Genomic DNA, 19,527 nt, shown 5'->3' with positions numbered 1-19,527 from the left:
GAAACGGCACGGCGAACAGCGTTTTGCACGGCAGGTAAAGCCCGGCTTTCCAGCAGGGAGGGCCGCGCCATGATCCTCGCTCTGCTCAACCAGAAAGGCGGTGTCGGCAAGACCACGCTCGCCACGCACATCGCGGGCGAACTGGCGATGCGCGGCCAGCATGTCGTCCTGCTCGATGCCGACCCGCAGGGTTCATCCCTGGACTGGACGCAGCGCAGAAGCCAGCAAGGCTTGCCACGGCTGTTCAGCGCCGTGGGCCTCGCACGCGAAACGCTGCATCAGGAAGCGCCAGAACTCGCCAGGCGGGCCGATCACGTCATCATCGACGGGCCGCCGCGCATCGCCGCCTTGGCGCGCTCCGCGCTGCTGGCGGCCGAGCGCGTGCTGATCCCGGTGCAGCCCAGCCCCTACGACCTCTGGGCCAGCTCGGAAATGGTTTCGCTGATCCGCGAGGCGCAGGTGTTCCGGCCGCTGCTCCGCGCGGCCTTCGTCATCAACCGGCGCGTCAGCACCACCATCATCGGGCGCGAGGCGCGGCAATCGCTCGCCGAACAGCCGCTGCCCGCGCTGCGCTCGGAGGTGCATCAGCGCATCGTCTTCGCCGACAGCGTGGCCGCTGGCCGGCTCGCACGCGAGACAGCGCCCGACAGTGCCGCCGCCCGCGAAATCACCGCCCTGGTGGACGAACTGCTGCGGTGGCCGACATGACAGCGCAGCAGCCACCCAACAGCAAACGCACGGGCAAGCGCGTCGGCATCGGCGCACGTCCGCCCGCGAATCCGCACGCCGAGGCGTGGATTCGTCAGGGCGATGCCGACGCGCTGGGCAAAGGCGACCTCTACACGGCCCGCCTCACGCTCGACATCACGCCCGCCATGCGGGCGCGCATCAAGGTGTCGGCCTTCACGCAAGGCGTGACCGTGGCCGACCTGCTGCGCGGCCTGCTGGAGCGGGAGTTTCCGCCGGAGAACACACCATGAACGCATTCGCTTGGCCTGCCGCGAACGCGGCACCGGCTGCGCCGCTGCCTGCGCTTTCGGCACTCGCCGGACAGGCCGGCAATGTGCCGCTGACGCGCGTTTCGCTGGCCTACCTCGAACATCGCTTCAAGCTCTACCTGCGCTTCGGCGAACCGGCGCGCACGCTTCAGCTCGACCGCTGGCGGCGCTGCGCGGTGTTCCTGCCGGGCGCGATGCTCTGCCGCATCCGCTGGCAGGCCAACGACTACGGCACGATCCGCTGGCAACTCATGGTGATGCAGGCTTGCACACCGCTGGACGCGGCGCAGCGCATCCCCGGTGTTCAGCCGGGCGCGCGCTTGCTCCTACACACCGAAGGCGATGCCAACGTGCGCGCCGTGCTGGAGCGCATCGACGGCATCGAGGCGCTGGGCATCGCTGCCATCGACGTGTCGCCGGCGTACTGGCGCACGCTGGGCAACCGTCTTGCGGCTCGCCTTGCGCTGCCCGAATACACCACCGAGCGGCATACCGCCTGGCTGGCCGGGAAGGTGCTGCCATGACCGCCCCGACCACCACACCCAACGCGCCCGACGTGGCGCCGCGTCCTCGCTCACGCCTGCGCGCTCGCATCGTGCTGGCGACACTGGCCGCCATCGGCTTCGCTGCGCTGGCCTGGGCGGCTTTCGTGTCGCCGCTGCCGCGTCTGACCTACAACCCGTCCGACAGCGTGGCGGTCGGCTGGTATCGCATTGACCCGTTCGACCCGCGCACCGCCTCGCTGCCACGTCCGTTGTCCGTGGACAGCATCGTGCTGGTGCCGCTTCCGGCCACGGCTGCCGCGCTCGCTGCGCAGCGCGGCTACCTGCCGACGCGCGTTCCGCTGCTCAAACGTGTGGGCGCGGTCGCGCCGCAACACGTCTGCATCGTCGCCGGTCAGGTACGCATCGACGGCGTGCCTTCGGCCGCCGTACTGCCCGCCGACCGGCTGGGCCGGGCGCTGCCGTCCTTGCAGCTTTGCCGCCGCCTTGAACCGGGCGAACTGCTCCTGTTGAGCGTGACGAATCCAGCATCGTTCGACAGCCGCTATTTCGGCCCGGTCAGCGCATCCGCCGTGATCGGCGTTGCGCATCCGGTGTGGCCGGAGATACGCCCATGATGGCCGCCGATTCGCTGCGCTCTGACGTGCCATCGGGCATGTCGTTCTGCTGGCTGCTTCAGTGTCGCTGCGCCTGTCGTGCCGGTGCATTCGCACCGCACGTCGCGCAGCATCCGGCGCAGCCGTCCAACGTTCAGGCGTCTTGCCTCGAACGCGCCCGGCCTGCGGCCATTGGCGCTTTCGCCGGCGCGCTGTCTGTTCACGCAGCAGCGCCGCCGGGCCGCCGTTGCCTGGAGCGACAGCGAAGGGCAAAGGCGGAAGGCAAGACAAAAGGACGCGGCACCTGGCCGCGTCGAAAGCCAGTCAGCACATGGGGGGAACGCGGCACGGAGCGGCTTCGCCACCGTGCCGCGTTTGGCGCGAGGGTCGCGCCAATGCTGGCATGTCCGCGTGCTTCGCACGACAGGACACGCCCAAGCTTGCGGGGAGCGCAGCCATGACCGACAGCCGCGACGACGACTTTCGCGTGCGCCCCAGCGCCCCGAAGAACCGGGGCAAGGGCCAGGGGCAGAGCTTCGTTTCCAAGGTGCTCAAGCAGGCCGGCAAAGCCAGCAGCGGCAAGTCGGCAGTACGCCGTCCTGGCGCGGCTGGCACCGGCCAGCGGCCCGGCTCTCGGCTCGGACGTGGCCACACGGCGGCGCGCTTCGCCGGGGCGAAGCTAATGCCCATGTCGCGGCGCGTGACCATCAAGACCTTGCTGGTCAATCACCAGCGGGCCAGCCCGCAATCGCTCGCCAAGCACCTGCGCTACATCGAGCGCGACGGCGCGGGTCGCGATGGCGAACCGGGCCGGGGCTACGGGCCACAGGCCGACGAAGCCGATCTGGACGCCTTCAAGGAACGCTGCGCCGACGACCGGCACCATTTCCGCTTCATCGTCTCGCCCGAGGACGGGGCCGAGCTGGACGACCTGCGCACCTACACCCGGCATCTGGTGAGCCGCATGGAAGCCGACCTGGGCACGCGGCTGGATTGGGTGGCGGTGGATCACTGGAACACCGACAACCCGCACACCCACCTGATCGTGCGCGGGCGCGACGACACCGGCAAAGACCTCATCATCGCGGGTGACTACATCGCCCACGGCTTCCGCCATCGCGCCGCCGAGCTGGCGACCGAGTGGCTGGGGCCGCGCACCGAACTGGAGATTCAGCAGACCTTGAGGCGCGAGGTGGAACAGGAGCGGTGGACGAGCCTGGATCGCACCTTGCAGCGCGAGACCGGCGAGGATGGCCGGGTGCATGTCGAACGGCTCAACGAGCCGAGGTTGCAACGCCAGCGCCTGCTGCTGATCGGCCGCCTGCAACGCTTGCAGCGCCTGGGCCTAGCCGACGAGGTGCAGCCCGGCACCTGGGCCATTCATGCCGATGCCGAGAAGACCTTGCGTGCCCTGGGTGAGCGTGGCGACATCATCCGAACGATGCAGCGGGCCATGAGCGGCCAGCCGCGTGAGCTGGCGGTGTTCGAGCCGGGCGACGATGGTCGCAGCCTCATCGGCCGCGTGGCCGCGAAGGGGCTTGCCGATGAGTTGCACGACCGAGGCTATCTGATCATCGACGGCACGGACGGTAAGGCCCACTACGTTGCACTGAACGCCCGCGACGAACTGGCGAACTATCCCACGGGCGCTGTGGTAGAGGTGAAGGGTTCGACTGAGGTGCGCACGGCCGACAAGAACATCGCCTCGCTGGCGAGCGATGGCCTGTACCGCACCGATCATCACCTGGTAATCGAGCAGGGCCGGGCTACGCCCGGACGCGACCCGCAGGAAGTCGTCGCCGCTCATGTCCGGCGGCTGGAAGCCCTGCGCCGGGCTTGCATCGTGGAGCGCGTGGCCGAAGGGCTATGGAAGGTACCGGACGACCTGGCCGAGCGTGGCCGCCAATACGACGCGCAACGGCTGGGCGATGTAGCCGTAGAGCTGAAATCACACCTTCCTATTGAACGGCAGGCCCGCGTCATCGGCGCGACTTGGCTTGACCAGCAACTGATCGGCGGTGGCCGTGGGCTGGGCAACTTGGGCTTTGGCGGTGATACCAAGCAGGCCATACAGCAGCGAGCCGATTTCCTCGAAGAACAGGGGCTGGCACAGCGCCGCGGGCAGCGCGTCATCCTCGCGCGCAACCTGCTGGGCACGCTACGCAATCGGGAACTAGTGCAGGCCGCGAAAGACATTGCGGCGGAAACCGGCCTAGAGCATCGCCCGGTGGCCGACGGGCAGCGCGTAGCCGGTATCTACCGGCGTTCCATTATGCTCGCCAGCGGGCGCTACGCGATGCTCGATGACGGCATGGGGTTCAGCCTTGTGCCGTGGCGGCCGGTAATTGAGCCGCGACTGGGACAACAGCTTGCCGCAAAGGTTATCGGCGGAAGTGCCTCTTGGGAACTTGGACGAAAGCCCAGTATCGGTATCAGTTAGATATCAAGGGAAGCTGAGTACCAGGCGCAGTCTGCTTGGCTGCTGTGATTCTTCTTAGAGATTCAATCAATGCCATAAACTCCTTGGATTGCCTCAGTGCTTCGCCTCCCGCAGTTTGCAGGTCCAAGACATCCGTAGCCTCGATCGTGAAGGCTGTGGGCACGCGCAGCAGCGAATGCCGGATCTTGTCGTCCGGCACGTCGTTCAGACTTACGCTTACTACGTAGATTTCTGCGTCGGCCGCAAAGGGGCTGTCCGCTTGGCCACGGGTGCGGACAATCTCGGAACGCCAGTGTTGCAGGTCGTCGTTAAGCATGGCCAGCGTCACCTGGGTCTCGCGAGCGCCGGCACCGAAGATCAGCGACTCAAGTACTTGCGTCGTGCTGGGAACTCGGTCGCTACTGTCCACTCTCTCGCTCAGTCCTCGTTCGGAGTTCACCGTCACCAACACGAGTCGGCGCAAGCTTCCGGGCTTGACCTCCGAGAAATTGGCGCTCATTGAGCCCGAAGCTACTAGCCGGTCTAGCATCAGACGTACGCCGAGGTTGTCGGAGACACCACCGTCCACGAGGTGGATATAGGGCCGATCGTGCGCATTGAGGTAGCTGTCTATGCCGCTTTGCAGGATGCGTGATCTGTAATTTTGCCCTCTGACAGGCAAAGATCGGAGAGGCGGCGGACAGGTATTGGCGTTGTTTCGCACCGTTACGGGCGACAGCACCAGCGGTACTGCCGACGAGGCCGCCACCGCGAAAGACAGCGGCGTTGCATCGAGGTCGGAACAGATTAGCCGGAATTGCTCGGTGGTGAAATCGAAAGGGGCACCGGTCGTGAGGTCGGTTGCCGTGATCATCAGTTCGGGCGCGCCCGGTCGTCGGCGCACGTCACCAAAGGTGCGGCCTTCAAAAAGTTCGTCCAAGCGTTGAGCCAGGATCTGGCTGCGCCCAAACCAAGGTGAAGTTAGTCTATAAAGACGCTCAGGCCACAGAGCTTCACGTATGAGTCGCCCCTCAAAAGGCACAAGCAGAAAATCCGGCTCGAAACGAGTCAGCGTGGCATCGCCGAAGGCCGCGAAGTGCGCGGCAAGGATGCTGCCCCCCGACACTCCGCTGACCAGGAACACCTGATCCAACAGAGTGGTCTCCTGGCCCTCTAGCGCGAAGCGTGTGGCCTTGAGTTCGCGCAGCACGCCCAGGCCGAAGGCCGCCGCCCGAGCGCCCCCGCCTGACAGTGTCACCGCTACAACCACCGGTTGGTTGACCTCCGACGGCCTGATGCGTTGGTCGTTCTCGGCGAGAGACATTAAGGCGGCGTCGGAAAGTGTCGGGTTGATCCAAGGACGGTAAGTGGAACACCCTGTCAGAACTACCGTTGCCAGCACACCGGCCAAACTCCATCGTGTGAATTTACACACCTCCAGGCGCTTTACCTCTGCAAGCAGCACCACGCAGCGTTTCGAATAGACAAGAACGAGAAACGCCGGCAATTTTGCGACGAAGCAGAGCCACTCCAGAATGCTGCAGACGTTACAAGAACGGCACCCTACGAATCCCCTTGATGAGGCTCCTCGCGATCCGCGCGAAGTTATGGAATAGCAGCTATTCACGAGCCAGCACTTCTCCAAGCGCTATTGATCCGTTCAAGGCAGGTGGTGATTGCAGACTTTGCATGCCCGAGCAGTGTGTAGGAGCCTTTGAAATCCGCGAGAGCGTTGCCGTGCTCGAAGCAGCTAGCAGCAGCCACCCGACGATCTGTTTGTTCATCTACTGCCTCAAACTCCAAACTAGCTCCCCCAGTTGTCACTGGTCCAACAAGCAACGTCGTTAGGGTGTTGACTGCTCTATTGGGCGTCTCAATGGTCGTAATTGCCACACGCACACGTATGCGGCCTGACGATGCGGGAGCTTCGGACTTAGTTTGGAGATGTCGCAGTTCACTGTTGACGTGATCGAGAAGCTCTCGCACTTGCTCAGCTTCAAGCCCACCTATGCGTCCAGTTGCCGTCACTACCTGAGCATCCTCGACTAATATTTCCCGGTAACGACTGGGTTCAAAGCCTGGCGCCTTGAAGAGCAGAACATTTTCGTACTTCGTTTTTCCCAATACATCGTAATCACCAAGAAACCCTGATCGAGTCATTCCGTTTGAAGCACAGCCAGATAAGGTTGCCGTGAGGCCTGCCAGCAGCACAAAATGGATTAATGAAATAGGGCGTTTCATATATATTTTCATTTATCCCATTTTCAGACAGACGATGCCAGCAACAACCAGCGCAATTCCAACCCAACGTATCAAGGAGGCGGTATCGCCGAACACATACACGCCCACGAAAAACGCGCCCAGCGAACCGATGCCGGTCCAGACCGCATAAGCTGTTCCTATGGGGATCTGTTTAAGAGATAACCATAGGAAAAAGCCGCTGGCTGCCATACAGGCAACTGCAATCGCCGGCCCCACGTAGCGCATCGCTGCATTGGCCGCACCCATCTTGAGGCCTAGTGGCCAACCGATTTCGAACAGGCCGGCAATCAGTAGAACCAACCATGGATTCCATGACAACGGGTTCATATATTTCTCCAAATCTATTCAGTGAAAATTGATTATCAAAGCATCAAAGCATCAAAGAATAGGCAGTAGGCGGTCAATTCGCTCTGCTTCTGATTTCTTCTTAAACTCTCTGATGGCGAGAATCTGTCTCCCCGATCTCTCCGGCCACGAGAGAGATCGGGGGAAGCGTGTGGACAGTTACGCTGAGGGATCAGACCGGTTGCACTGGTTGTTGTACCGCCTCGTGACTCCGTTTGCTGCCCGGCCACTTCATTCCGAACAGCACCTCGTAGAGCAACGGAATCAGGCCAAGCGTCACGAGCGTGCCAAGTGCGAGACCACCGATCATGCCGATGGCCATGCCCTTCCACAGCGGCCCCGCAAACAACATCAGGGGCACGAGACCCGCGATACAGGTCACCTTGGTCATCACGATTGGACGCAGCCGCTGCATCGCAGCTCCCACCAGGGCTTCATGTCGGGCGAGACCTTCCGAGAGGCCGTGTTCAATTTGTTCGAGCAGAAGAACGGCGTTGTTGACGATGATTCCGAACAGCGCAAGCACCCCGAATGTCGCCATGAAGCTGAAAGGAGTGCCTGTTGCCTTCAGTGCAATCACGACCCCAATCAACGTGAAGGGAATCGTTGCGAGAATCACGATCAGCTTGCGGAAGGAGTTGAACTGCCAGATGAATAGCAGCAACATCGCCAGAAGAGCGAACGGCATGTAGTGCGTGAGCGATGCATTCGATTCAGCCGATTCCTCAATTTCTCCACCAAGCTCTATGGCATAGCCTGCAGGTAGTTCAATTGCGGCGATCCGAGGTGCGAGGTGATCCACGATCTCTTGCGCGGTGTATGCGGTGTTCTGCCCCTGAACTGTGACTGTACGAATGAGATTGCGGCGCTGGATCACAGACGGCTCGCTAGCGAGCGTGACATCGGCCACTTGCGCCAGGGAAACCGGCTGGCCACCCGACGCTGGATAGATGGTCGTCGAACCAACGTCCGCAGTGCTGCGCCGATCATTGGACGTCCCGCGCATCACGATTGGCACGCTGGTATCGCCATCTCGGATCACAGAGATCGACTGGCCGATGTAGCGGGTGCCAAGCCAGGCAGCTATGTCGTCGGTGGTGACGCCAGCACGTCGCGCACGATCTTGATCGACCCGAACATCGAGACGGCCGACACGGGTATCCCAGTTGTTCTTGATGTTGGCCGTACCTGGCAGCTCCCGTAGCGCGGACTCAATTTTCGCCGCCGCATTCATCAGCACCTCATGATCCGGCCCACTGACCCGGTAGACGGCTGTGCCGGCTTCGGTAGTGCCTAGCGAGAACCGCTGAGGCTCTGCGCGTACATCTCCATGATGCTGCGCGAAGTAAGCCCGAGTTCGGGCAATCACGACGTCAATGTTGGTGCCTGCCTTGACCGTCACGACAAAGTACGCGATGTTCGATGCTGGCAATGGGGGATTGAGCCCAAGGATGAAGCGCGGCCCACCGTCAGCGACGTAGCCAATGTGATCCGTGATTTCGGGGTTGATTTCTTGATCACCGAGCCAGCCGCTCACTTCCTTCACTTTGGCAAGAGTGAGCCGTGAATCCGTTCCAGGGGCGAGCTGCACCGGTATTTGGAATTGAACTCGGTCGGACTTCGGCAAGAAGTCGTATGGCAGTGTCGTGAATCCGTACAGAGCTACGGCCAATGCACCCGTCATCACACCAACGTAGATCGCCTTGTGGTCAAGCACCCACTCAAGCAACTTGCGATAGCCGCGATAGAAGCGTGTGTTGTAGGTTTGCGCGTCATTCGCCGGTTGATGATGCACTTTGGTGAAGTGGTAGCACAGCAGTGGAGTGACGGTCAGACACAACAGCCAAGATCCGAGTAACGTGAGCGCGAGGACAATGACGAGAGAGCGCAGATACTCACTCGTCGCACTCTGGCCGAAGAAGAACGGGGAGAAGGCGATGACGATAACCAATGAGGACGTCAGCAGCGGCAGTGCGAGGGTACGACCCGCTTCGAGACAAGCCTGTTTGCGGTCTTCACCGGCTGCCAAGCGCCGTTCAATGTCTTCGGCAATCACGATGCCGTTGTCTACCAAGAGCCCCAAAGCGATGATGATGGCTGCCATCGAAACACTTTGCAGCTCGATGTTCAGCGCGCGCATCACGATCAGTGCCCCCAGAATGGTAAGCGGCACGATCATCCCGACGATGAATCCTGTGCGCCATCCCAGGAAAAGGACGACGACGCCGAGCACGATGACAATCGTTTCGATCATCACCTGGTTCATCTTGCCCATTTCACGTTTGACGACGTCTGCCTGGAATGTCACATAGGAGAGCTCGAAACCTGCGGGCAGAAGTTTCTCAAGCTCGGCCACACGGGATTTGAGGGCTACGCCGAATTGCTCCACGTTCTGGCCCGAGGTCATGGACACTGCCATCACTACGGCAGGCTGGCCCTTATAGACTGCAGCAGACTCGGGAGGATCTGCAGGTTGTACCTGCACGCGCGCAAGCTCTCCCAGTGAGATTGAAGGAGCAGGCGAAGCACCGCGCGCACCCTGAGCTTGCGCCATCATGATCGGCAACGCGCGCAGCGAGGCGGCGTCGCGAACCTCTCCACTAACAGCCAGCGAAGCGTTGATGCCACCGATGGCGATTTGCCCGCCTGAAAGCACGACGTTTTGTTTAACGAGTTGATCGATCACCCCTTGTGGGGTCAATCCAAGCTGGGCTAGTTTTGGTCGATCAAATTCGAGATAGACGCGCTCTTCCTGCAAGCCGTAGAAGCTGATGCGATCAACGCCGGGAAGCGCGTATAGGCGATCGCGCATCTCTTTCAACGACACACGCATTTCGCCCATGGAGTAGCCCGGCGCGGTCACCGCAATGGAGGCCACGGCAACACGGCCGAAGTCGTCGTTGACAAATGGCCCCAACGTACCCTGTGGAAGCAGAGGCTGAGCATCGGCAACCTTCGCGCGAACGCGCTGCCATATGGGGGCTAGGTCGGTGTACCGCTCCCAGATCGTGACCTGTATGACGGCCCCGCCCGCGCGAACGGTTGTGGTTACACGCTTGACCTCGGCCAGCTCCCGCAAACGCTCCTCGATCGGACGCGCGATCAACTGCTCAACACGTTCGGCTGGCATGCCAGGGTTCAGAACGGCAACAACCGCATCTCGAATCGTGACCGATGGCTCTTCCTGCGAAGGGAAATTGAGAAACGTGGCAATGCCGGCAACAAGAATGATGACCGCGGCAAGGTAGGTGAGTCTGCTGGCGCGCAGCGCCATTTCTGTGATCTTCATAGCGAAGTCTTCCTGTAGCGGGTCAGCGTCCGGCCAATTGGGTCGTGGCCTTGAGTGGGGTGACTTGTTGCTCGTTCGTCAGCCAACTCGCGCCAGCCGCGACTACCATCTCGCCGCGCTTCAGGCCGCCCACAACGCGAACGTTGTCGCCGCCTGGCTCGCTCTGGAATTGCACTTCCCGGCGGTGCACCTTCTTTCCGGTCACGTCATATACAAACACTGCGGCTTGTCCTGCTTTCTCACTGAGCACCAGTGCCGAATAGGGAAGCATCAGACGATCTGGTGAGGCATCCTTCGCTTCCGGTGCCTTCAGCAATACTTGAACGGCAGACCCGGGTCGAAGACTGCGCGCAAGAGTAGCATCTTGAGGAACGAGCACGACAGGTAAAAGTGAGCCATTTTCAGCACGCAAGCCGATGCGTTGTACCGAAGCACGAACGGGACTTGCTGACTCGCTCAGGCGCAGTTCGGCGACCTGCCCAATTTTGATATTTGCCGCCTGGGTCGTCGATGCAGTCGCAAGGACTTCTACGCCGCTGCGTAGTCCATCCACTTGAAGCACCGGCGCTCCGGCTGCAATATCTGTGAACGGCAGAGCGAGTTTCTCCGCGACGACGCCGTCGAATGGCGCATGAATGGCGGCCCCCCTTCGCGCACGCTCGGCAAGGCCGAATGCGGCCTTTGCATTGCGCACCTGGCCTTCAGCTGCAACCAACTGTGCTTTCACACTCTCGAATGCAGCCGGGGAGATTACGTTGCCCTCAAGCAGCCCCCTTTGCTGCGTTGTCTGCACGATTCTGTCTGCCAATGCGGCTTCCGCAGCAGCGAGTGTCGCCCGAGCCTGTTCTAGGCGGAGTTGCTCGGGCTGAACATCCAACTCAGCCAGAAGCTGTCCGCGAGAGAAGCGATCTCCCACGTCCACATGAAGCTTGCTGATACGCCCGCCAGTCTCGAACCCCAAGGTACTCCGCTCACTGGAGCGAGCTAGACCACTCAATTCAATGCGATTGGCCACAGAACCTACATCCCCCACCGTGAGCAGCTTGACCGCTCGCGGTGGATCGGAAGCAGGCTCCTTCTGACTACCACAGCCGGCAAGCGATGCGAGCAGAACAAACGCGAGGCCGACTTTCTGCATTTGCCAGGACTGGGATTTAAAGGGAGTGCAAGACACGGGAAGGCCTTTCATCAGCGTTTATCAATAGGGGTGAGTTCCAGTTCGCCGCGGGCGAGCGCCTGGAGGGTGTGCATGAGTCGAGAAAGGTCTTCGGCAGCAAACGTCGGAAAACCCATCATTTCGGCGAGGAAGACTCCGTCCAAGGCAAATAGAACGATTCCGGCGATATCGGTGCCGCGTGGAGATTTGCTCGCGTTCTCGTACTGCCTGCGGTACCAGCCGCGCACAGGCTCAAGCAGCGTGGGGTCTTCAGCCACGGCCGCCAGCAATGCAGCGCTCATCTTTTGCATCCCGCCGTCAGGCATAGCCGAGACCTGGCTGGATAGCCAAGGGTCTGGATCGCCGACGAATGGCAGCTCTCGCTCTTCCTGCCCGCCATCAAACGCCGAGACCTGGTCATCAATCATCGTGAGGAGCAGATCGCGCTTGGTCTCGAAGTGGTACAGGAACGCACCTTTGCTCATTCCTGCCCGTGCAACGACCGCGTCAAGCGTTAGGTGCCCGGCACCTCCCTCCATGACTACGTCACGCGCAGCTTGAAGGATGCGCTCCCGTGTTTGTTGCGCTTTCTTAGAGATGGAGGGGGCTTCAGCGCCGTTGTCCGCCGAATGCGACTCCTCTGGGCTTGATTTCATACGAGTTGCCATGGTGAAACTCCAAAGATGCTTGATTTTTGAACCGTCTGGACGGTATAGTACACGCCATGAACTATGCCCGTCAAGACGGCCTCCTCAATTCACAACCTAGTGGCTCAACATGTCCGATCCCTACGCCCGCCGCGGCCTTACTGCTGTTGCATTCCTATCGATCACGCTTCTCGCCGCGTGCAGCCACTCGCCTCACAGGGTGGAGACATCACGCGTTGAGGTTCCGGCCAAATTCATGAACGAAGCGGGTCTGGCTGTGCAGCAGGTGCCAGCACAAGCACTCCCGGCCGAGTGGTGGACGGCGTACGGTGATCCGCTGATTGACGCGCTGGTGCGCAACGCGCTGGAGCACAACACCGATCTCGCTATTGCAAGAGCGCGGATTGATGAAGCTGTGGCGATCACCCGACGTACACGCGCTTCAATGTTCCCTAGCTTGGCGCTCACGCCCCAAGCAACGCGCGCGCGCGACTTTTCTTTGGCACCGACCATCAGCAGCGATGCCAGGCTTCCGCTGTCGGCTTCATGGGAAGTTGATCTAGCGGGCCGCCTCTCGCATGCCGCTGATGGCGCACGGATGGACGCAGTTGCTGTCGAACAGAACTGGTTCGCGACACGTTGGCAGATCGCCTTTGAGACAGTGTCCGCTGCACTGCAGCAGCGGCAGGCGGCAGAGCTGGAAGATCTGGCAAAAGAGCGACTTCAAGTCGCCGAGCGCCTTGAGCGTCTGACAGAGCAGAAGTTCAAGGCAGGTCAAGCTACGGGCTTTGACATTGAACGCACGCGTTCCGAGGTCATCGCCCTCCGGGTGGAGCAAGAGCAGTTGCGACGCGTACGCGGCGAAGCAACGCATGCCTTGGATGTGCTCGTTGGCCGGATTCCGGGGGCGCTTGGCAGCGGTCCTGCGCTTGCCTCTCTCACCATGCCCGATTGGACTCCCAGAAGCGTGCCAGGCGAATTGCTGCAGCAGCGCCCCGACGTCAGAGCCGCGCAGGCGCGTCTTGCAGCGGCGACGGCGCGATGGAACGCAGCAGAAGGCGAGCGGTTCCCCAAACTTGTGCTCGATTTGAGTGGTGGGCGCCAACGCTTCGAGAACAACGGAACACGTGTGGCAGGGAACATTTTCTCTCTGGGCTTGGGTGTGACGCTTCCGATCTTTGACGGTGGAGCAATACAAGCGGGAATCGACGAGGGCTCAGCACGCAGTCGCGGCGCACAGGCTGACCTGGAACGCACGGTTTTGCTTGCGCTTCAGGATGTGGAGAACGCTTATCTGGGCTGGCAGACCCAGCGGACTTCTCTGCAGCATCAGGTCGATGGTCTTGTCGTCGCTGATCGACTCCTTGACCGCAGTCGACGCCTCTTTGAGGCGGGACAGGTGGATGCGACCGTTGTTGCAGAAGCGGAGCGTGGCACCTTGTCCCAGCGAGCGGCTCTGGTCCGTGCTCGCGCCGACGCAGCCGTGCAATGGGGTGTTCTCGCTAAAGCGCTTTCTGGTTCGCCAGAGCATGTGAATCTGCAATCTTCACCCTGAGTCCTTGAGTTGGAAGAACGCAGCATGGCAGCGAGTTTTAAATACTGAATAGATCGACGATTAGTAGGGGACGCATGGAAATTCGACATCTACGTTGTTTTATGGCGCTCGCCGAGGAACTTCACTTCGCTCGCGCCGCTGCGAAACTGCATATTGAGCAGTCCCCACTGTCTCGCACGATCAAAGAACTCGAAGAGGAGTTAGGAGCACAGCTCTTTATTCGGAACACGAGAAGCACGCGTTTGACACGAGCTGGGTTGATGCTCATGGAGCACGCACCTCGGGTGTTCGCATCCTTGCAACAGGCGCGGGACTGCGTGAAGGCAGCAAAAAATGGCTTTCATGGACAACTCCGCGTCGCCTTGTCAGACGGCGCAACACTACTGTGCTTACCAGCCCTATTGGCGTTGTGTCGCGAGGAGGAGCCCGAGGTTGAGATTCGCTTTTTTGAGGTGCCACTATCCCAACAAATCAAAGGATTGCACGACGACCTGTATGACGTCGGCTTTGCACAGTCCGACGACGTAGGTGATGGAATCGTCGCACTTCCCGCGTGGACTGACACGCTTATGGTGGCGCTGCCAGCTCGGCATCCGTTGCTGGCTCTTAAGCGAATTCCATTGGATGAACTGCTGCGCTACCCGCTAGTGCTATCTGATCCTCAAGTGTGCGAGGGCCACGCCAAGCACATTGAGCGAGTACTTAGCCGGGCTGAAATGCAGCCTCTAGTTGCCGAGCGGGTTACCACTTTCGACCTGATGATGGCGTTGGTATCTGCCGGTTTTGCACTCGGACTTACAGGGGCTGCACACATTGCAGCCTCCCGAGAGCCAGGAGTCGTGGCGAGGCCGCTTTCGACACGCGTACCACCTTTGACGACCTATCTACTCAGACTTGAAGGCGATCCGTTTGACGAGCTTGCGCGCTTCATTCAGCGAGTACAGGCCATCGAATTGCCAGAGTTTCTCAGGTCAACAAAAAGCCGAAATCCCGATCTTCCGGAGGAATTGATGCCATGAGACTCGCCATCACGCTCGTCGCTGCAATGCTAGTCGCATGCGGTCAATCTGATAAACCGCACAAAGCCACTAGTGCAGAAAAGAAAACCCCGACAGTAGAAGAGCTGGTGGCAGACCCGGAACAGCTCAAGAAGTTGCGCCAGCAATGCAAGACGGATCGGCCTACTTTGGGCGAACTGCTTTGCAACCGGGTAGCGGAGGCAACACGTAAGCGGTTCTACGGTGACGGAAAAACGCCATACACACCGCCCAAAGAATCCCCCAAATTCTGAAATTCAGCAATTCAGCAATTCAGCAATTCAGCAATTCAGCAATTCAGCAATTCGCTAGTCTGCCTGAATCTTCTGTTCGGCACGCTGATATTCGCCGGCGCTTACGGAGTCACTCCCTGGCTAGACACAGCGCGAATTCATTCTTTCTTATCGACCTTTCTGCCCCAAACGGTCTTTGACCGGCACTAAGCCAGCACCGATCCTGACGCCTGCGGCACATTTCTAAGCCGCGTTTCCCAAGGGAATCAGCGTAGGAGAGATTGGAGGCGGGGCTATGCAAGGTACGAATGTGCTGTTCGGTCAGATAGCCGTGGTATTCGGCATCGTGATCGCGGGTGTGTGGGGCGCCACACAATGGACGGCAGCAGCCCTTGGCTATCAGGTACGCCTTGGCTCCCCCTGGTTTGATTTCCTCGGCACACCGATCTACCTCCCGTGGAAGCTGTTTGAGTGGTGGTTCTTCTTCGATGCCTACGCGCCACGCGTTTTCGACACGGGCGGTGCCATAGCGGGTGGCAGTGGCTTGCTGGCGGTGGTGGTCGCAGTCTGCATGTCGATCTGGCGCTCTCGTCAATCACGCCTAGTCACGACCTATGGCTCGGCACGCTGGGCAAGTACGGAGGACATTCGCAAAGCCGGCCTTACGCAGCCGATCGGCGTGTTCCTCGGTCAGCACGATGGCAAGTACCTTCGGCATGAAGGCCCGGAACACATCCTCACTTTCGCGCCCACGCGCTCAGGCAAAGGCGTCGGCCTTGTGGTGCCGACGCTGCTTTCTTGGCCTGCATCCGCCGTAGTCCACGACATCAAGGGCGAGAATTGGCAGATCACCGCAGGTTGGCGCTCACGCTACTCACACTGCCTGCTGTTCAATCCGACCGATGCGAAGTCGGCGGCCTACAACCCGCTGCTAGAAGTTCGGCGCGGCGCACATGAAGTGCGTGACGTACAGAACATAGCCGACATTCTGGTCGATCCAGAAGGCGCGCTTGAGAAGCGCAACCATTGGGAGAAGACTTCGCACGCGCTGCTGGTCGGGGCCATCCTGCATGTGCTCTACGCGGGCGAGGACAAGACGCTGCGCGGCGTCGCCAATTTCCTCTCCGATCCGGCCAGCCCCTTCGAGCTGACCTTGCACCGGATGATGACCACACAGCACCTCGTGAACGTGGAAGGTGGTGGCCCGCATCCAGTCGTCGCTTCGGCGGCGCGCGAAGTGCTCAACAAGTCGGACAACGAGCGTTCCGGCGTGTTGAGCACCGCCATGTCGTTCCTGGGCCTCTACCGCGACCCCACGGTGGCCGAAGTCACCTCGCGCTGCGACTGGCGTATCGCCGACCTGATCGCGTCCGAGCATCCGGTGTCGCTTTATCTGGTAGTGCCACCTTCGGATATTTCGCGGACGAAACCGCTCATTCGCCTGATCCTCAACCAGATCGGCCGACGGCTCACCGAATCGCTCGACGGCAGCGACGGCATCGAACGCCGCCACAAGCTGCTGCTGATGCTCGATGAGTTCCCGGCGCTGGGCCGCCTGGACTTCTTCGAGACGGCGCTTGCCTTCATGGCGGGCTACGGAATCCGCAGTTTTCTTATCGCCCAATCGCTCAACCAGATCGACAAAGCCTACGGCCAGAACCATTCGATTCTGGATAACTGCCATGTCCGCGTGACGTTCGCCACCAACGATGAACGCACTGCGAAACGGATCTCCGAAACGCTTGGCACCGCTACCGAACTGCGCGCGCAGCGCAACTATGCCGGGCACAGATTGGCACCGTGGCTGGGGCACCTCATGGTGTCGCGGCAGGAGACGGCCCGCCCGCTACTGACGCCCGGTGAAGTGATGCAGCTTCCGACTGAGGAAGCTGTGGTGATGGTGTCCAGCGTGGCACCGATCAAGGCCAAGAAGCTGCGCTACTACGCCGACGCGAATTTCAAGAACCGCGTTTTACCGCCGCCTGTGCTCGCGGCCGGGCAATACGCGGACGCGCCACCGGCCCGGCCCGACGACTGGAGCGGCCTATCGATCCCAGCCGTGTCAACGGTCCGGGCTGCGGGCCTGTCCGGCGATGGCACAGGCACCGCCGATGACGGCGGCCCACGCCGACAGCCGGAGCTATCCGAAGTCAGCGAATACAGCCCCGAACCGCTGCTCGCCGGCCATGACCTGACTCTGCTCGATGACGACGACGACCTGCCGCTGCCGCTTCCCGGCCAGCTCGACCCGGCCATGCAGCGCACGGCCCGGCTGGCTTCCCTCGACCCCAACGACGGAATCGACTTATGAGCCAATACCGCCTCAATCTGTTCATTCAGCCCGAGCACGCCAAGCGTCTCGAAGAACTGGCCGCCAAGAAAGGCGTGTCCAAGTCGTCCATTGTCGCGGCGGCGCTCGCGTCGTGGCTATCGCCCGATGCTGGCGACCAGCGCGAGGCGGCCATCGCCAAGCGGCTCGATCGCCTGTCGCGGCAGGCCGAGCGCATGGAGCGCGACCAGAACATCCAGATCGAAACACTGGCGCTGTTCATCCGCTACTTCCTGACCGTCAGCACCCCGATTCCCGAAGCCCATCAGGACGCAGCTCGCGCCCAAGGCAAAGCGCGTTTCGAGCAATTCGTGGAGCGGCTCGGCCGCCACCTGCTGCGTGGCCGCAGCCTGGTGCGCGACGTTGTGGAAGAACTGCACCCAGACCCGGCGCGAATGGATGACGCGGAGGCACTGGCTGAAGCGCAGGAGCGTGCCTCATGAGCGCCATTCCGCAAACCCCGCCCGAACTCTCATCCGCCGCAACCTCTCTGGATCGCCGTATCCAGATGCTGCGCACGGCAATGGGGCCAGTCATCGCCGCTGCGCTGGCCGACCCCGACGTGGTGGAAATCATGCTCAACCCCGACCGCACCCTATGGGTGGATCGGTTGTCATCGGGCCGCATGCCGCTGGGCGTGGAGCTGTCCCAAGACGATGGCGAACGCATCATCCGGCTGGTGGCTGCGCACGTCGGCGCAGAGGTGCATCGCGGGCGGCCGCTGCTGACCGCCGAGCTGCCCGAAACCGGCGAGCGGTTCGAGGGCATCTTGCCGCCCGCAGCGCCCGGCCCAGCCTTCGCGCTGCGCAAGCGCGCCGTGAGCATCATCGGGCTGGATCGCTATGTGGCCGACGGCATCTTGACCACAGGCCAGGCCGAGTTCCTGCGCCGCGCCGTGCGTGAGCGCCAGAACATCCTGATCGCCGGGGCGACGAGCAGCGGCAAAACCACACTCGCCAATGCCTTGCTTGCGGAGATCGCCGCCACGGGCGACCGCGTGCTTGTGCTCGAAGACACCATCGAGCTGCAATGCGCAGCCCGCGACCATGTGCCGCTGCGCACCCGCGCTGGCGTCGTGTCTATGACCGAGCTGGTGCGGGCCACGATGCGCCTGCGCCCCGACCGCGTGATCGTCGGCGAGGTACGCGGCGGCGAAGCCCTGGACTTGGTTAAGGTGTGGGGCACCGGCCACCCCGGCGGCATCGCCACCATCCACGCCGGTTCCGCGCTGGGCGCGCTGCTGCGCCTCGAACAGTTGATTCTTGAAGTGGCGGTGAACCCACCGCGTGCGCTGATCGCCGAGGCGGTCAACGTCGTGATCCACATCGCCGGGCGTGGCCGCAAGCGCCGCGTCGAAAGCATCGCCCGTGTCGTCGGTTTCGACGGCACCGGCTATCGCCTGGCGGACGCGCTGGAAACACCGTTTCCCGAGCTGATGCCGGTTCCTCTCGCAGCCGATGCCGCTGCGCCTTCCTCGTCCCTTGACCTACCTGGAGAACTGCCATGACGCAGATGCACGTTCACGCTTTCCGTAATTCCGTAAATCCGGTTTCAACCATCGCACGCCTGCGGCGGCTGGCCGGCCCCGCGCACCACGGCCTGCTGCTGGCCGCAGTCATGCTGATGACGGCGGGCACGGCGAAGGCATCCGGCTCCTCGATGCCATGGGAAGGCCCGCTGCAATCCATTCTGGAGTCGATTCAGGGGCCGGTGGCACGCATCGTCGCGGTCATCATCATCATCGCCACGGGCCTCGCGCTCGCCTTCGGCGACACGTCGGGCGGCTTTCGCAAGCTGATCCAGATCGTGTTCGGTTTGAGCATCGCGTTCGCCGCGTCCTCGTTCTTCCTGTCGTTCTTCAGCTTCTCCGGCGGGGCTGTCGTATGAGTGGCCCGGATAGCTTCGCGGCCGGCTTCGAGGTGCCGCTACATCGCTCGCTGACCGAGCCGCTCTTGATGGGCGGCGCACCGCGCACGGTGGCGATTGCCAACGGCACGCTAGCCGCTGCCGTCGGGCTGGGCCTGCAACTCTGGATTCCTGGCGTAGTGCTCTGGATCGTCGGTCACTCGCTGGCCGTGTGGGGCGCGAGGGTCGATCCGCAGTTCATGCAGGTCTTCGCCCGGCACATCAAGCACAAGCCGCTGCTGGACGTGTAGGA

Annotated in this window: 19 protein-coding genes; 13 read left to right on the top strand and 6 right to left on the bottom strand. The window is 61.7% G+C overall.

Going from position 1 to position 19,527, the window contains the following annotated elements:
* The first annotated feature begins 69 nt into the window (after positions 1–69).
* The 5 genes from parA to C2U37_RS22500 all read left to right on the top strand — a co-directional run bounded on the left by parA (position 70) and on the right by C2U37_RS22500 (position 4,537).
* Positions 70–708 (top strand): ParA family partition ATPase, encoded by a 639-nt coding sequence (parA, locus tag C2U37_RS22525; RefSeq protein WP_004883061.1) that lies wholly within the window; start codon positions 70–72, stop codon positions 706–708.
* Positions 705–980: a hypothetical protein gene (locus C2U37_RS22520; protein WP_004883063.1), complete on the top strand. Its 276-nt coding sequence runs from the start codon at positions 705–707 to the stop codon at positions 978–980. The genes parA and C2U37_RS22520 overlap by 4 nt, the downstream gene beginning before the upstream one ends.
* On the top strand, positions 977–1,522 hold the full coding sequence (locus C2U37_RS22515; protein WP_004883064.1) for a DUF2840 domain-containing protein: 546 nt from the start codon (positions 977–979) through the stop codon (positions 1,520–1,522). Before C2U37_RS22520 ends, C2U37_RS22515 begins: the two co-directional genes overlap by 4 nt.
* On the top strand, positions 1,519–2,118 hold the full coding sequence (locus C2U37_RS22510) for a S26 family signal peptidase (RefSeq protein ID WP_004883067.1): 600 nt from the start codon (positions 1,519–1,521) through the stop codon (positions 2,116–2,118). The genes C2U37_RS22515 and C2U37_RS22510 overlap by 4 nt, the downstream gene beginning before the upstream one ends.
* A 436-nt stretch (positions 2,119–2,554) precedes the next feature.
* Entirely contained in the window at positions 2,555–4,537 is a 1,983-nt protein-coding gene (locus C2U37_RS22500) for a relaxase/mobilization nuclease domain-containing protein (protein WP_004883068.1), read from the top strand.
* Here C2U37_RS22500 and C2U37_RS22495 read toward each other — a convergent pair.
* The 6 genes from C2U37_RS22495 to C2U37_RS22470 form a co-directional block, all read right to left on the bottom strand.
* On the bottom strand, positions 4,530–5,984 hold the full coding sequence (locus C2U37_RS22495) for a patatin-like phospholipase family protein (protein ID WP_196636953.1): 1,455 nt from the start codon (positions 5,982–5,984) through the stop codon (positions 4,530–4,532). The two genes, C2U37_RS22500 and C2U37_RS22495, sit on opposite strands and share 8 nt — an antisense overlap.
* A 155-nt stretch (positions 5,985–6,139) precedes the next feature.
* Positions 6,140–6,757, bottom strand: coding sequence for a DUF3313 family protein (locus C2U37_RS22490; RefSeq protein WP_004883071.1), 618 nt, complete (start codon positions 6,755–6,757; stop codon positions 6,140–6,142).
* Between the two features lie 12 nt (positions 6,758–6,769).
* Positions 6,770–7,105: a DMT family transporter gene (locus C2U37_RS22485; protein ID WP_004883073.1), complete on the bottom strand. Its 336-nt coding sequence runs from the start codon at positions 7,103–7,105 to the stop codon at positions 6,770–6,772.
* A 190-nt stretch (positions 7,106–7,295) separates the two neighbouring features.
* Positions 7,296–10,412 (bottom strand): efflux RND transporter permease subunit, encoded by a 3,117-nt coding sequence (locus C2U37_RS22480; RefSeq protein ID WP_004883075.1) that lies wholly within the window; start codon positions 10,410–10,412, stop codon positions 7,296–7,298.
* A gap of 22 nt (positions 10,413–10,434) precedes the next feature.
* On the bottom strand, positions 10,435–11,601 hold the full coding sequence (locus tag C2U37_RS22475; RefSeq protein WP_023123862.1) for an efflux RND transporter periplasmic adaptor subunit: 1,167 nt from the start codon (positions 11,599–11,601) through the stop codon (positions 10,435–10,437).
* A complete protein-coding gene (locus C2U37_RS22470; protein ID WP_028699136.1) occupies positions 11,601–12,236 on the bottom strand; it encodes a TetR/AcrR family transcriptional regulator in 636 nt (211 codons plus the stop codon). The genes C2U37_RS22475 and C2U37_RS22470 overlap by 1 nt, the downstream gene beginning before the upstream one ends.
* A gap of 109 nt (positions 12,237–12,345) precedes the next feature.
* On the opposite strand from C2U37_RS22470, the gene C2U37_RS22465 reads away from it, so the two are divergent.
* From C2U37_RS22465 to C2U37_RS22430, 8 genes are all read left to right on the top strand, one after another.
* The gene (locus C2U37_RS22465) at positions 12,346–13,770 is read left to right on the top strand and encodes an efflux transporter outer membrane subunit (protein ID WP_028699135.1); all 1,425 of its coding nucleotides are present in this window, start codon (positions 12,346–12,348) and stop codon (positions 13,768–13,770) included.
* Between the two features lie 74 nt (positions 13,771–13,844).
* Positions 13,845–14,789: a LysR family transcriptional regulator gene (locus C2U37_RS22460; RefSeq protein WP_004883081.1), complete on the top strand. Its 945-nt coding sequence runs from the start codon at positions 13,845–13,847 to the stop codon at positions 14,787–14,789.
* Complete coding sequence (locus C2U37_RS22455; protein ID WP_004883082.1) at positions 14,786–15,061, top strand: EexN family lipoprotein; 276 nt, start codon at positions 14,786–14,788, stop codon at positions 15,059–15,061. Before C2U37_RS22460 ends, C2U37_RS22455 begins: the two co-directional genes overlap by 4 nt.
* 274 nt (positions 15,062–15,335) lie before the next feature.
* Entirely contained in the window at positions 15,336–17,351 is a 2,016-nt protein-coding gene (locus C2U37_RS22450) for a conjugal transfer protein TraG (protein WP_004883083.1), read from the top strand.
* The gene (locus tag C2U37_RS22445) at positions 17,348–17,812 is read left to right on the top strand and encodes a ribbon-helix-helix protein, CopG family (RefSeq protein WP_004883086.1); all 465 of its coding nucleotides are present in this window, start codon (positions 17,348–17,350) and stop codon (positions 17,810–17,812) included. The genes C2U37_RS22450 and C2U37_RS22445 overlap by 4 nt, the downstream gene beginning before the upstream one ends.
* A complete protein-coding gene (gene trbB, locus C2U37_RS22440; protein ID WP_004883088.1) occupies positions 17,809–18,876 on the top strand; it encodes a P-type conjugative transfer ATPase TrbB in 1,068 nt (355 codons plus the stop codon). Before C2U37_RS22445 ends, trbB begins: the two co-directional genes overlap by 4 nt.
* Positions 18,873–19,256 (top strand): TrbC/VirB2 family protein, encoded by a 384-nt coding sequence (locus C2U37_RS22435; RefSeq protein WP_004883090.1) that lies wholly within the window; start codon positions 18,873–18,875, stop codon positions 19,254–19,256. The genes trbB and C2U37_RS22435 overlap by 4 nt, the downstream gene beginning before the upstream one ends.
* A complete protein-coding gene (locus C2U37_RS22430) occupies positions 19,253–19,525 on the top strand; it encodes a VirB3 family type IV secretion system protein (RefSeq protein ID WP_004883097.1) in 273 nt (90 codons plus the stop codon). The genes C2U37_RS22435 and C2U37_RS22430 overlap by 4 nt, the downstream gene beginning before the upstream one ends.
* The last annotated feature ends 2 nt before the right edge of the window (positions 19,526–19,527 follow it).

The organism is Aeromonas sp. ASNIH1 (assembly GCF_002934285.1).
GTDB lineage: Bacteria > Pseudomonadota > Gammaproteobacteria > Enterobacterales > Aeromonadaceae > Aeromonas > Aeromonas caviae.
The sequence above is the reverse complement of the archived record's forward strand: the minus strand, read 5'-3'. Positions and strand labels throughout refer to the sequence as shown.